The sequence below is a fragment of the Myxococcus sp. CA039A genome, from assembly GCF_013336645.1.
Classification (GTDB): domain Bacteria; phylum Myxococcota; class Myxococcia; order Myxococcales; family Myxococcaceae; genus Myxococcus; species Myxococcus llanfairpwllgwyngyllgogerychwyrndrobwllllantysiliogogogochensis.
This window is the reverse complement of record NZ_JABUMQ010000324.1, coordinates 1-12,918: the sequence shown is the minus strand read 5'-3', so window position 1 is coordinate 12,918 and position 12,918 is coordinate 1. Positions and strand designations below refer to the sequence as shown.

Here is a 12,918-nt window from a genome sequence, read left to right as displayed (position 1 = left end):
CCAGCCGGCTCCCCGGCCCCACTGGCTGGCCGGCGGCTCAGCCGGCGCGCATCCAGCCCTCGCGCTCCAGCAGGCCCGCGACGCGCGCGGCCACCTCGTCGCGAATGCGGTGCACCAGCACCTCCGACTTGCCCTGCGGGTCGTCCAGCGGCCAGTCCTCGCGCTGGAGCCCCTTCACATGCGGACACGCCTCGCCACAGCCCAGGGTGATGAGCCAGTGGGCGTCCCGGGCCAGCTCCTCCGTGAGCTGCTGGGGCCGCGCGTCCTTCAAATCCAGACCCGCGTCACGCATCGCCTCCAGGACCTCCGGATGCACGCGCTCGCCAGGCTGTGTCCCCGCGGAGATGGCCCGCGCCTTCTCCGGGTCCGCCAGCACGTTGAAGAACGCCGCCGCCATTTGCGAGCGGCCAGCGTTGCGCACGCAGGCGAAGATGACCTTGTTCATCGGTACGACTCCTCCAGATTCCATGGCTCGTCGCGCCCCTCCCCCACGCGACCGTCTTGGGCCTCCCCTCACGGGCTGCCCCGCGCGGAAACTGACACATCCCGTGAAGGGATGCTCGCAAAGAGAGCGAAAAGCCCCCTGCCTGCCCGTATGGGTTCGTCAGCCCACATCCCCCTTGCCCAGGGGTGTCTGGCCCACCCCATTCCTGACGCGGCGCGTGCGGGAACCTCCTCCGCCCGCAGGGAGGATGCATAGGTTCAGACGACGAACATGCATGCGATTCCCACATGGCTCTGGGGGGTCTTCTGGGCGGCGGTGCTGACGCTGCTCGCGGTGGACCTGTTGTCGCACCGGGGGCATCACGGAGAGTCACGCCGGGCCGCCTGGATTTGGAGCGGGGTATGGATTGCGGCGGGCTTGAGCTTCGGCGGGCTGGTGTGGGCGGTGCTCGGGGGGCACGCGGCCCAGGAGTACGTGGCGGCCTGGCTCATCGAGAAGAGCCTCAGCCTGGACAACGCCTTCGTCTTCCTCGTCATCTTCCAGAGCCTGTCGGTCCCCCTGCGCGCGCAGCACCAGGTGCTCTTCTTCGGCATCTTCGGGGCGCTCGTCTTCCGCGCCTTCTTCATCTTCGTGGGGGCCGCCGCGCTGGCGCGCTGGAGCTGGGTGTCCTACGTCTTCGGCGCCATCCTGCTCGTCACCGCGCTGCGCGTGGCGCGCGAGGACCCGGCGAAGCAGAAGGACAACCGGGCGGTGCGCTGGCTGGCCAAGCACCTGCCAGTGACGCAGCAGGTCCATGACAAGAAGTTCATCGTCCGGCGCGAGGACGGCCACCGCGTGGCCACGCCGCTCCTGCTGGCGCTCCTGGGCCTGGAGCTGACGGACATCCTCTTCGCGGTGGACTCGGTGCCGGCCGCCTTCTCGGTGACCCAGGACACCTTCATCCTCTACAGCTCCAACGCCTTCGCGATTCTGGGGCTGCGGGCGCTGTACCTGGTGCTGGCGGGCACGCTGGGCCAGCTGCGCTACCTGCACTACGGCCTTGCGGGAGTGCTGGGCTTCGCGGGCCTGAAGATGGTGGTGGAACCCTGGCTCCACATCCCGCCGCTGCCCTCGGTGGCCATCATCGCCACGCTGGTGGGCGCCTCCGTCATCGCGAGCGTCCGCGCCCGGCGTCGCGACACCCTGGGGCACCCCGCTCCGGCCTCCTCCGAAGGGGAGGGGCCGGAGCCGGAGACCCCAGCGCGACGCTAGTCCTGGAGTTCCCCGTCGGCGCCGGCGCCCGCGCCGCTCAGCTCGTCGGTGGCGCCGCCGAGCACGAAGCCGTCGAAGGCCGCGTTGGCCATGACCTTGACGCGCTCCTCGTGCTTCTTGAGCAGCGCCATGTTGGCGGCGGCGGCCTGCTTCGCCGCGTCGGACAGGCCCTCGGCGCCGGTGCCGTTCGCGGCGTCCGACAGGGCTTCAATCTGCTCCTGGAGCCCGGTGCGGGACTCCTCGAGCTCCGCGCGCTCCTCGGCGGACAGCTTCGCGTTCTCCAGCTTGCCGTCCACCATCTTGAGCTGCTTCTGCATGGCCTCCACGGCCTTGGCGCTCATCTTCTGGACCGCCTCCGAGCCCTCCGCCACCATCGACGCGTAGACGGTGCTGGTGATGGTCTGGAACTCGTTGGGCGACATCCCGTTCTTCTTCAGGCTGGCGATGTACGCGGTGCGCACGTCCGCCATCATCCCCATCGCCAGGTTGGCGGCCTCCATCGCGGCGTTGAAGGACGGGTTCGCGTCCGCGTTCTTGGTGTCGTGCTCCTCCTGGAACGCCTTGGACTTCTCCTCGTAGGTCTTGAAGACGGGCAGCGCCGACTCGCGCACGGAGAGGTAGGTCAGCAGGCGCTCCTCCTGTAGCGACAGCACGTCACCCTCGGCGGGCGCCTCGAAGGGGTGGCTCTTGTTCAGCTCCGCCATCTCCTTTTGCTGCACCTGCATCTTCTGGACGGCCTCGATGCTACCGCCCGCCTTCTTCGCGACCCACACGCCACCCACGACGACGGCGGCGATGACGCCAAGGATGAGGACGCCACAACCGATACCGAGCCCGATGAAGACCTTCTTCATTCACCCCTCCGAGGGAAGTAATACTGAGGCCCCCGTGCTAGCCGGGTGCGCCTCCCGGAGCAAGTGGCCGATGCCTGCCCGGTCGCTGCAGGACACCTCGCGGGCAACAACCGGAGGGCAGGCCCTCAAGGCCCTGGATTCATGGGTGTCTGGGGAGTGGGCGCGCGTGGCAGCCGCACCATGAAGAGGGTGCCGCCCTGCTGCGAGGAGCGCACACGCAGCCGGCCGCCGTGCGCATCCACGATGTGCTTGACGATGAAGAGGCCCAGCCCCAGGCCACCGCGTCCGTCCTGGGACTCCAGGCGCTCGGCGCGCTTCATGGGCTCGAACAGGCGCGGCAGCAGCTCCGGGGGGATGGGCGTCCCCATGTTGTGCACGCTGAGCATCAGCGCGTCGCGCGTGCCATGCGTGCGCACCAGCACCGGGCAGTGGCTGGGGCTGTAGGCGAGGGCGTTGTTCACCAGGTTGGTGATGACCTGCGCCAACCGGTCCGGGTCCCACGCTCCCGCGCCGTCACCGCGGGACTCCAGCTCCAGGACCCGCTCGGGGTGGGCCAGCCGCACCTCATCCAGCACCTGCCGCGTCAGCTCGTGCAGGTCCTGCGGCCGGGGCTGCATGGGGATGCCGCCGCCCAGCCGCGCCTGGGTGAAGTCCAGCACGTCGCGAAGCATGCGCGTGGCGCGCTCGGCGCTGGAGAGGATGCGGTCGATGACCTTGCGCTGCCGCTCATCCAGGCTTTCGCGTCGCAGCAGCGTGGTGGACGCCATGGTGATGGCGGAGAGGGGGTTGCGCAAATCGTGGCTGACGATGCCGATGAGCAGCTGCTCGAACTCCGCGCGACGCCGGGCCTCCTCATCCGCGACCCGCCGCTCGGTGACGTCGTGCATGGCGCCCACCATGCGCAGGGCCCGTCCCGCCGCGTCGCGGACCACCTGCCCCCGGTCCTCGATGATGGCCCACGAGCCGTCTCCCCGGCGGAAGCGGTACTCGTCGCGCCAGTGGTCCAGGCCCATGTCGATGATGCGCTGCATGTCCCGGCCAACGCGCTCCCGGTCTTCCGGATGGATGGACCGCGTCCACCCCTCGATGTCCAACCCCGGCATCTCCGGGGGCAGGCGGAACTGCCGGTTGGCCAGCTCGCTCCACTGGATGTGCCCGGTGGACAGGTTCCAGTCGTAGATGACGTCACGCGTGGCCAGCGTGGCCAGCCGGTAGCGCGTCTCCGACTGGCGCAGCACCTCCTCGGCGCGGCGGCGCTCGGTGATGTCCAGGGACACGCCCGACACGCTCATCACCCGTCCATCCGGCCCCAGCTCCGGGGAGATGAAGGCCATGAACCAGGCACCGCCCACCTCCAGCTCCAGGGAGAACGTCTCCCCTTCCTGGGCGCGCCGCGCGGCGTCCAGCAGCTCCGGTCGGCTCGCGTACACCTCGGAGGTGTTCCGGCCCACGACATCTTCCGTCCGCACGCCCATGGCGCGCAGGCCCGCGCCCTCGAAGAGGGTGATGTTGCCCACCGGGTCCGTGGCCCACAGCACGACGGGCAGCTCGGTGATGACCCGGCGCAGGCGCTCGCGGGCCTCGTCCCGCTCGCGCTGGATGCGCCGGACCTCGGTGACGTCCGTGGAGATGCCACACACCGCATGCGCCTGCCCCCCGACACCGAGCAGGGGGAACTTGAGCGACTGGTAGATGTGCCAGCCGTCCCTCAACCGCACGTGTTCGTCGGACTCCAGGGGCTGACCCGACTCGAGGACCCGCCGGTCATTGGAGGAGAACTCGGCCGCCGCCTCCGGAGTGAACAACTCGTCGTCCGTGTGGCCCACTACCTTCTCGCTGATCAGGCCGCTCCCGCGCTCGAAGGCACGGTTGACGAAGAGATACCGGCCCGTGGCGTCCTTCGCATAGATGGCGGGCGGTGCGTGGTCCAGGATGTCATGCAGCTTCGCTTCCGTGAGCCGCAGCGTCTGCTCATGTGCCGCGGCGTGCCGTGTCACCGCGTCGGCGATGCTCGCGTCGATGGCTCGGTTGAGCGCGCGCAGGCCCTTGAAGTCCGGCGGCCACCCCGACTCCTCCAGCACCTCGACGAGCACGTCGCGCAGCAGGCCGTACTCGCGCACCACCGCGGCGATGTTCGCTCCCGCCCGGTAGCGCTCGGCGCCCTGTCCGTCGGTGGGGAGCTGGACCTCGTGCTCGGCCGAGACACCGAAGAGCCGCAGGAGGTCCACCACCGAGTCCACCCACTCCAGCGAGCCCGTCGTCTGGGTCGGAAGCCGCAGCAGCCCCTCGCCGCGCGACGCCCCCGCGCGTTCCTCCCACCTCCGCGCGATGTCCTCCCGACGGGAGGACAGGAGGTCCGACAGCGGACCGATGGGCGCGGGGCAGGGGTTCATGCGAGCGCCCCGCCCGTCTGGGTCCAGGCGTCGTCCAGGTGGGGGTGAAGCCAGGCCGGGCAGGTTCCAGTCGGACAGCGCATGCCCCCCCGGGTGCGCGCTTCCGCTGGCCCGCCCTTCGTCGGCCACTCGCTGGAGTGGCTCGACCTGGATGATTGGCGCGTAGGCATGGCCGTCAGGATTGGAATAGGGAGCCCGAAGCTTCCAGGCTCCTGTCTTCTCGGGCCGCATGGGTGACCCCCCGCTCGGGAGGCGGGCACGTGGGCGCTCCGTGTCCCAGTGACTCATCGCGAGCACGGCACCGGCGAGCAGGCGCCCCACAGGCCCCGGCGGGCCCTTCGCGCCTGGAACTCCAGCGCCTCGAACTCGACCCGTCGGGAGTCGCCGGCGGGCGGGACATGGAGCACGCACGCGAAGCCCCGCTCCACCAGCAGCGCGCTCACGTCATGTCCATCGACGGTGACGTAGGCGAGCCGTCGGCCGAAGCGGTCCTCACACGCCTCCGCGTCGACGAGCGTCACCCGCCGTCCTTCGACGAGGCTCCGGTTGAAGGCCAGGGCCTCCTGCCCGAAGCAGTCGTGTCTTCCCGCCGTGCTCTCCGGTGTGTCCGCGAGCAGGTAGCGGATGCGCTCACCACCTTCGAGCAAGACGGTGTCACCGTCGATGACCTCCACCACCCGGCCCGTGTCGGGTCCACACCGCGTCCCCGCGTCACCCCCACAGGCCACGAGCAGCCCCAGCAGGGCGAGCGCGGCGCTCAGGGCACGCATGCGCGGTTCTCCAGGCCCGGCGTTCCCCGGTCTCCCAGGCCATAGCGCGCCGACGAGGGCGCGAGACAGAAGCTCCCCGGCACGTCATTGCGCTGAGGGTCGCTGCTCGCCGGGCTGACCTGCAGCGACACCCCCGGCGTCGCGGCGCTCGTCCAGGTGATGACATCCAGCACCCGGCTCCCCAGTGCCAGGCGGAGCGAGTGGCTGCCCGAGGCATTGGACAGATTGAAGGAGAACGTGGCGAGCACCGAGGGAAGTCCACCATTGAGCGCAGTGTCCGCGCCGCGCGCGAGCACCCCTCGGGCGCCGGCCTTCAACGACAGACAGAGCGTCGCGTCGAGCACCACACTCATGCCTCCCTCATTCATCAGCGTGACGCCATTGAGGTCCACCTCGCGCAGCGCGAGGACCTCCACCCACTCCCCCGCGCTGTCCGCCACCGCGCTCGGGTCCGCCATGAACTCCGTGAGCACGAGCGAGCCCACCTCCGGTAACCGGACCGGGCGCGGGGTGCCCGTCACCCGGTCGATACACGTGCGCGCGGGGCTCCCCGCGTCCGGAACACCGGCGTCTCGGAGACCGCCGTCCTGTCCCCCGTCTCGGGTTCCTCCACCCGTGGAGCCCGCGTCGGAGCCACCACTCGGGTCGCGCCCTCCATCGGGAGCGCCACCATCCGGTGCACCGGAATCCACCCCGCCCCCGCCCGACACGCAGGCCCGGTTCGCGCGCCCCGGGGTGCCCAGGTTGCCGCGCGAGCCATACGCCTCCGAGGCACGACACCACACATCCGCTGAGTCATTGCTGGACGCATTCGTCATCCCCGCGGACACCTGAATCGCGACACCGTCTTCCGCCGCGCCATATGCGACGGCATCGACGAGCACCTCACCGGCCCGCACCTGCACGACACCTCCCGTGTTGCGCAGGTCCACACCGAACGTGGCCACGGGCGCGGGCAGTCCTCCGTTGAGTACGGCCTCGGAGCGTCGGGCCAGCACCGCGTACCCTCCAGAGGGAAGTGACAGACAGTTCGCGCCCTGCACCTTCGTGCTCGTGGTGTCGGTGCCCAACGTCAAGCCATTGAGGTCCACGGGAGCCGTGGCCAGGACCTCCACCCACTCGCCCACCGTGTCGTCCCCGAGTGGATTCACCATCAGCTCCGTGATGACCAGCTCACCCGCGCGAGGACGCTTCACCTCGCGAGGAACCTGAGAGCCCAGGGAGAGGCAGGTCTCCGTGCTCCCGTTCTCCTCGGATGCGCCTTCCGCTGGCGCACAGGGGGGATTCGCGGTGCCGGGGCTTCCCTGGGACACCCCTGCCACGTCCGAGCCCGAGCCGTCACACCAGCGCGCCGGGTCATCATTGCCAGCGGAGTCCGGCACGAGCCGTCCGTCATAGCCACGGGCCACGCCGCTCTTCGCCGGCGCCGAGAGCGAAACCTCGTCAATCACCCGCTCGCCACATCGAACACCCAGCCTCCCCGACGTGTTACCCAGCGCGCCCAGCTCTTCGCCATAGGACTGGTCCACGTGCGCGGGCACGGGTCCCTCGCGGACATCTCCCAGCACCAGGTAGTCACCGGGCGCCACCGCCAGCGGGCCCCCGAAGAAGAACCCCTTCTCCTGCGAGCCGTCCGAGCGAGCCGCGTACAGCGTCATCGACTCCAGGCTCACGGGCACCTTGAGGGAATTGTGGAGCTCCACGTACTCCCGCCCCGTATCGGTCCCCTCGGGGTCATTCAGGTACTCGGTGATGACGAGGTCCCCGGGCAACACGCCCGAGCAGGCGGCCTCCGTCCCTTCTTCCAACGGCGCGCCACACGCGCCCACGCCCAACAAGCACATCCACCCCAGCCTCCATCCCCAACCCCTCATATCGATGCCTTCCCTTCTCGGCTCACTGCGTCTCCAGGACACGCGTCAGAAGCGCGTCTCCACTTCCAGTTGGAACAGGTGTCTCGGCGCGTCCGGCGGCGTCCTCGCCGCTCGCACGTCCTTCAAATCCACCACCCAGACATACCGGCCACGCACCGTCGTCGCGGACAGGAGCGTCCACCCCAGGTCCACCGTCGCGCGGACCTCCTGTCGAAGCCGGGTGCGCTCGGAGAGGTCTTCGTCCTTCCACTGGATTCGGGCCCCCAGTCGCAAGGACTCCACGGGACGCAGCTTCAGCTCGACGAGGGCACGGCCATCGTTTCGGGCCTTCGAGGTCCCCGGCTCGACCACGCGTGTGTAACCGGACTGCGCCGCGACGCTGACGGACTCCGAGAGCTCTGAACGGACTCGCGCGGTAACGCCCCACCGGCTCCCTCGGGAACACGCGGGCACCTCCTCCGGCTCCGCGCTGTCTTCCGTGTCGGAGCATGCGAGGGCCTGACCCAAGCCCGCCTCACGCACCTCCAATTGCAGGGACGGTCGCAGCCACGTCCACGCCAGCCAGTCCACGCGTGCGGAGGCTCTGACCTGCGTCAATCCCGCCGTGCCCTTCACCGCGCCATCGGCGGGCAGCGTCCAACCATCCACCTGGCCGCGAAACCGCCACGTCGCCGCATCGCGATACAGATAGCGCAGCCGTGCACCCAGCTCGTTGCGAACCCGCTGTCCTTCCAGCAGGTCCGGTCCCGAGGTGGCACCGCTGTAGGGATTGGCGAATCCACGTCCGTAGTAGCGCAGTGCCAGCTCCAGCTCCTGACCCGTGCCGGAGAGCACCGTGCGCTGAAGGGCCGCCCAGCTCCCACCACCGCCCGGCGCCGAGTCGAAGCTGCGCGAGCCCTCGAAGAAGAGGTCCACCGCTCCCAGCCCCCAGGCGGCATCGAGTCCCACCGCGCCGAAGCCGCCACCCATCGGGTAGCGTGCGTGCGGTTGGAAGTCGAGCGTGGCGCCCTTCACCGGCCACACGGGCCTCGCGGCCCAGCCCGTCACTCCCACTTGCGCTCGCGGCGACAGGGCGAGCGTCGCGTTGCCACCACCGGCCCACTCGCTGAAGACACCGGGCAGCGTGCGCGCCCGAAGCGGCTCCAGCCGAGCGCGCGACAAGGGGACGAGGACCTCTGGCGCCTCGCAGCCCGACGCGCCCATTCGCGACGACTCACATGTCGCCCGGTCCAACACAGCGGACCGCTGGAGTGAACGGCTTTGGTAGGAGCCGAAGCCCGTGAGCGACAGGTCCAGGCCACGACCCACCGCGCCGCGCACGGTGCCCGCCACGCCACGGAAGCCCTCGTCCCAGCGGAAGTCGGGGGTGACGTCCGCCTCGCGTTCGGCCTCGGCACACGCGGCGCTCGACAACAGACACTCCCGCTCCAGCGCGCCGGGAGGCCGCACGCCATCGTCCGCGAGGAAGCCCTCCGGTGAAGGAAGCGCCGTCGTGTCCAGCGTGAGGCGCTGTCCGAACCCCAGCCGATAGGTGCCCACCAGCACGGAAGCACTCGTGCCCGTCCATTGCGCGTGAAACTTGGGCAGCAACACCGCCGAGCCGGGCGCGTCCACCACGAGGCTCCGCGTGCGCGCGTCTCGTCGAAGTGTCCCCAACCTCCGACGTGCCCACGTCGCGAGCACGCCCACGCGAAGTCCCGCGAGCCCACCGGCCCGGACCTGCAAGGCCACCGGAGGAAGCACCGAGTCCGACAGGGCGAAGGCTGTCAGCAGCCTCGCGTCCCCCGACAGTTCCCCTGGCACTCGATTCACCAGGAAGGGCGCGAGTCGACGTCGCTCCTCGTCCGTGAGGACTTCGGGCATCGAGGCCCCGCGCTCCCTCAATCGCTCATCGACCTCCGCATAGGTCAGCCCGGGCAGCGCATAGAGCGCCGCCCGGGTCGCCTGCTCGGGCTCCACGCCCGCTCGCCGCAGCGCCACCAGCGCGGACCACGTCTCCGCGGAGAGCGTCCCGTCCTCCAGCAGCGCGAGCAGCTCCAGCTCACCGTCGACTTCGGGCTCCACCTCGTACGGCGCGGCGAGCACCGGCGACGCGCCGAGCAACCACCCACCCAACAACCCATGGAGCAACATCCCGAGGAACCGAGGCACGCGGCGCCGGCACTGCACGCCAGAGACCACCGTTCCCTACAGGAGCGCCTCACCCCGACGCCGTCCGAGCCCCGGACCGGCCGTCCACGGGCCAGACGCAACGGCGTCACACCCGGACATCGGGAGGCGCCGCCAGCAGCAGCTCCTCCGTGACGGACTTCGCCGCCACCGCGAGCGCCTGAGCGGCGGCATAACGCAAGCGCGCCTCTTCACTCCCATCCAAGGCGGCCCTCGCGCGACGCACGTCGGCCTCGGTCGACATCAACAACGCGGAGAGGTGCAGTCGGTTCAGTTCCATCGAGGGGGACTCCGGAGGGGGCGGCCCGCTGCCTTGTCAGTATGACAGGGGGGGCCGACGGCCTCATGTTTCCCGACGTCCCGTGCAGCCCCGGGGCCAGCCTCCTTGCTCCAGGTGCGAGCAGCCCACGGCCTCCCGTGAGGTGTGGGGTCCATGACCACCGGCCGGCCAGGGGCGGAGCAATGGGGGGACATCCATGTATGCTGCGCCTCGCATTCATGGGCCACGTCCACATCGTCCGAGACTTCCCCTCCCCTCAGGAGGGCTTCTCCCGCACCGTGCGCATCTACACGCCGGATGCCTATGACTCGATGCCCTGGCATCGCTTCCCCGTGCTCTACATGCACGACGGGCAGAACGTCTTCGCGCATCCAGAGTCCGCCCTCTTCGACACCTGGTGCGCCAACCTCGCGCTTGAACAGGGCGTGGGCGAAGGCCACCTGGAGCCGTGGATCATCGTCGCGGTGGACTCGGGCACCGGGCGGCTGCAGGAGTACTCGCCCTGGGACGACTCGAGCGGCAAGGTGAAGGCGCGCGGCGAAGCCTACGGCCGCTTCCTGGTGGAGCACCTCAAGCCGCTGGTCGACCTGAACTACCGCACGCGCGAAGGCGCCGAGTGGACCGGGGCCATGGGCTCCTCCCTGGGCGGCCTCATCTCGCTGTACCTGGGCTGCCGCTACCCGCAGGTGTTCGGCCGCATCGGCGCGCTGTCCCCCACCGTCATGTGGAGCGACGGCCGCCTCTTCTCCGAGTGGGGCGCCCACCCCCGCCGCTGGACGCGCATCTACCTGGACGCGGGCGCCCAGGAGTTCATTGACGCGGACGGCCTCCCGCTCAACTACGGCGAGGCCACGCGCGCCTTCTACGAACACCTCAAGGGCCTGGGCTACGCCGACCATGAGGTGTCGCTCGTGCTGGAGCCCGGGGGCGAGCACCACGAGAAGGACTGGCAGCGCAGACTGCCCACCGCGATGCGCTGGCTGCTGACGTGAGGCGCACGGCGTGAAGTCAGGCAAGCACGTCCCGCTCGAACACCGGCTGGTCTACGTCCAAGTCGTCGAGGGCCTCCTCCAACACGGCCTCCAGGGCCGCATCTCCCCCCGCCTCAAGGCGCGACTGCGCCAGGTGGGCGTCGACGTGGACCAGCCCCTGCTGCCGGCCTACCCCGTGGTCATGTGGGCGCAGTGCCTGCGCGTCATCGCCCAGGAGACCTGGCCCGGCATGCCCCTGGAGGAGTCCTTCCGCCACCTGGCCGCCGCGCACGTGGATGGCTACGGCCGCACCCTCATCGGGCGCGCCGTGTACGGCGTCATGCGGCTGTTGGGCCCGAAACGGCTGGTGCAGCGGATGCCGCAGACCCTGCGAGGCACGGACAACTACACGGAGGTGGAGCTCGTGGAGAAAGGCCCCACCACGTACGAGATGCGGATGAACTCCGTGCTCGACTGTCCCGGCTACTCGGAGTCGCTGTTCGAGCACATGATTCGCGTGGGCGGCGGCGAGTCCCCGAAGGTGACGACGCTGTCCGTGGAGGAAAGCCACACCACCTACCTGCTCACGTGGACGGAGCGCTGACGCAGCGGCGCTAGGCCGTGGCCTGGATGAAGCGCACCGCGTCCCGCATCGCGTCCAGGTCCGTGTGGCGCGTGAGGTACATCTCCTCGCCCAACAGGCTGTGGTAGATGGGCGGCAGCTCGCGGTGGAGGATGAACGCGGACCCGAGCCGCTTCACCACCTCTTCATGCGTGTGTTTGTAGCGACGGCCGTGACGGCGCGCGCTGTGACACACGTGGTAGCGCGGGGTGTAGCGGAAGTCCGCCACCGGGTCCCCCGTCATCACCCGCGCCCAGAGCCGGTACACGTCGATGTCGCACGTGTAGTTCATCATGTCGGGGATGAAGCCGCCGGGAGGCCGCAGGTTGGCCTCCAGCACGACGAAGCGGCCATCCGGCAGCCGGAAGAACTCCAGGTGGAACCAGCGCTCGCGCAGACCGAAGGCGGCCACCACCTGCCGGCCGAGCACGTCCAGCGCGGGGGGAATCTCCAGGTGGCTCCAGAAGGAGATGTCCCGCCGCTCCACCACCGTCTCCATGCCTCCGTCGCTGTACTCGTGGCTGAGGGTGAAGACGATGACGCCGTGCCGGTCGACGATGCCGTCGTACGTGACGATGGTGCCGCGCACGAAGGGCTGCCCCACGTACGTGGTGGGCAGCGGGTGCGCCAGGGCGGCGTCCACGTCCGCGTCGCTGGAGACCTTGAAGGTGTTGGCCGCGCCCACGCCCACGTCGGGCTTGAGCACCAGCGGGTAGCCCACGCGGCTGGCGAACTCCTTCACCTGCGCGGCGTCGCGCACGCGGATGAGGTCCGGGTGGGGCACGCCCGCCTGATGGAAGACCTGCGCCATGCCTGACTTCGAGCGCATGCGGTGGATGTCCGCCGGCTGGAGGCCCGGGACATGGAAGTCCTCGCGCAGGCGGGCTTCGACCTCCAGCCAGGACTCGTTGAGCGAATCGATGCGCTCCAGCCGGCCATGGCGCCACGTGAGGTAGCCGGCCGCGCGCGTGAGGGAGTCTTCGTCGTGCAGGCTGGAGACGAAGTAGTACTCGCGCAGGGAGTCGCGCAGCTCGGGGCGCAGGGACTCATAGGCCGCGTCGCCGATGCCCAGCACCGTGACGCCCCGCTCGCGCAGCGCGGTGACGAAGTGGAAGAAGTGGGACGGGAAGTGCGGAGAGATGAAGACGAAGTTCATGGCTCCTCGGGGCGACAGTCCCGGTACCCATGGACCATAGCGCGATGCGCGCCCGCGCCCACTTCCTTGTCGTCGCCCACCTGTCGCCCCGAGGGGGGCGTGCCCGCCCGCGCCCCGGGACTCGGCCCCTGAG

11 protein-coding genes are annotated in these 12,918 nt (G+C 69.9%); 3 read left to right on the top strand and 8 right to left on the bottom strand.

Annotation, left to right across the window (positions count from 1 at the left end; translation table 11 throughout):
• Positions 1–37 precede the first annotated feature (37 nt).
• Positions 38–445 (bottom strand): low molecular weight phosphatase family protein, encoded by a 408-nt coding sequence (locus HR086_RS37925; protein WP_141643080.1) that lies wholly within the window; start codon positions 443–445, stop codon positions 38–40.
• A gap of 270 nt (positions 446–715) precedes the next feature.
• On the opposite strand from HR086_RS37925, the gene HR086_RS37920 reads away from it, so the two are divergent.
• A complete protein-coding gene (locus tag HR086_RS37920) occupies positions 716–1,696 on the top strand; it encodes a TerC/Alx family metal homeostasis membrane protein (RefSeq protein ID WP_174468071.1) in 981 nt (326 codons plus the stop codon).
• Here the strand turns inward: HR086_RS37920 and HR086_RS37915 are convergent.
• The 6 genes from HR086_RS37915 to HR086_RS37890 form a co-directional block, all read right to left on the bottom strand.
• A complete protein-coding gene (locus HR086_RS37915) occupies positions 1,693–2,550 on the bottom strand; it encodes a hypothetical protein (RefSeq protein WP_174460033.1) in 858 nt (285 codons plus the stop codon). The two genes, HR086_RS37920 and HR086_RS37915, sit on opposite strands and share 4 nt — an antisense overlap.
• A gap of 125 nt (positions 2,551–2,675) precedes the next feature.
• The gene (locus HR086_RS37910) at positions 2,676–4,943 is read right to left on the bottom strand and encodes a PAS domain-containing protein (protein ID WP_174468070.1); all 2,268 of its coding nucleotides are present in this window, start codon (positions 4,941–4,943) and stop codon (positions 2,676–2,678) included.
• 284 nt (positions 4,944–5,227) lie between these two features.
• Positions 5,228–5,713 carry a thermonuclease family protein gene (locus HR086_RS37905; protein WP_174456917.1) on the bottom strand — a complete coding sequence of 162 codons (486 nt, stop codon included), beginning with the start codon at positions 5,711–5,713 and terminating at the stop codon, positions 5,228–5,230.
• Positions 5,701–7,557, bottom strand: coding sequence for a lamin tail domain-containing protein (locus HR086_RS37900; protein ID WP_254626620.1), 1,857 nt, complete (start codon positions 7,555–7,557; stop codon positions 5,701–5,703). Before HR086_RS37900 ends, HR086_RS37905 begins: the two co-directional genes overlap by 13 nt.
• Positions 7,558–7,632: 75 nt before the next feature.
• Positions 7,633–9,738 carry a hypothetical protein gene (locus HR086_RS37895; protein WP_373564406.1) on the bottom strand — a complete coding sequence of 702 codons (2,106 nt, stop codon included), beginning with the start codon at positions 9,736–9,738 and terminating at the stop codon, positions 7,633–7,635.
• A 106-nt stretch (positions 9,739–9,844) separates the two neighbouring features.
• Entirely contained in the window at positions 9,845–10,036 is a 192-nt protein-coding gene (locus tag HR086_RS37890; RefSeq protein WP_141643074.1) for a hypothetical protein, read from the bottom strand.
• Positions 10,037–10,254: 218 nt separating this feature from the next.
• On the opposite strand from HR086_RS37890, the gene HR086_RS37885 reads away from it, so the two are divergent.
• Together HR086_RS37885 and HR086_RS37880 are read left to right on the top strand one after the other, a co-directional pair.
• Complete coding sequence (locus HR086_RS37885) at positions 10,255–11,028, top strand: alpha/beta hydrolase (RefSeq protein WP_174457110.1); 774 nt, start codon at positions 10,255–10,257, stop codon at positions 11,026–11,028.
• A 10-nt stretch (positions 11,029–11,038) separates the two neighbouring features.
• Positions 11,039–11,611, top strand: a complete 573-nt coding sequence (locus tag HR086_RS37880; RefSeq protein ID WP_174468068.1) for a TIGR02265 family protein — start codon at positions 11,039–11,041, stop codon at positions 11,609–11,611.
• A gap of 10 nt (positions 11,612–11,621) precedes the next feature.
• Here HR086_RS37880 and HR086_RS37875 read toward each other — a convergent pair whose 3' ends face one another.
• Positions 11,622–12,785: an acetyl-CoA carboxylase biotin carboxylase subunit family protein gene (locus tag HR086_RS37875; protein WP_141643072.1), complete on the bottom strand. Its 1,164-nt coding sequence runs from the start codon at positions 12,783–12,785 to the stop codon at positions 11,622–11,624.
• Between the last annotated feature and the right edge of the window lie 133 nt (positions 12,786–12,918).

Coding starts and splice junctions, on each gene's coding strand:
- HR086_RS37925 (WP_141643080.1), bottom strand. CDS start 445: ATGAACAAGGTCATCTTCGCCTGCGTGCGCAACGCTGGCCGCTCGCAA.
- HR086_RS37920 (WP_174468071.1), top strand. CDS start 716: ATGCATGCGATTCCCACATGGCTCTGGGGGGTCTTCTGGGCGGCGGTG.
- HR086_RS37915 (WP_174460033.1), bottom strand. CDS start 2,550: ATGAAGAAGGTCTTCATCGGGCTCGGTATCGGTTGTGGCGTCCTCATC.
- HR086_RS37910 (WP_174468070.1), bottom strand. CDS start 4,943: ATGAACCCCTGCCCCGCGCCCATCGGTCCGCTGTCGGACCTCCTGTCC.
- HR086_RS37905 (WP_174456917.1), bottom strand. CDS start 5,713: ATGCGTGCCCTGAGCGCCGCGCTCGCCCTGCTGGGGCTGCTCGTGGCC.
- HR086_RS37900 (WP_254626620.1), bottom strand. CDS start 7,557: ATGTGCTTGTTGGGCGTGGGCGCGTGTGGCGCGCCGTTGGAAGAAGGG.
- HR086_RS37890 (WP_141643074.1), bottom strand. CDS start 10,036: ATGGAACTGAACCGACTGCACCTCTCCGCGTTGTTGATGTCGACCGAG.
- HR086_RS37885 (WP_174457110.1), top strand. CDS start 10,255: ATGGGCCACGTCCACATCGTCCGAGACTTCCCCTCCCCTCAGGAGGGC.
- HR086_RS37875 (WP_141643072.1), bottom strand. CDS start 12,785: ATGAACTTCGTCTTCATCTCTCCGCACTTCCCGTCCCACTTCTTCCAC.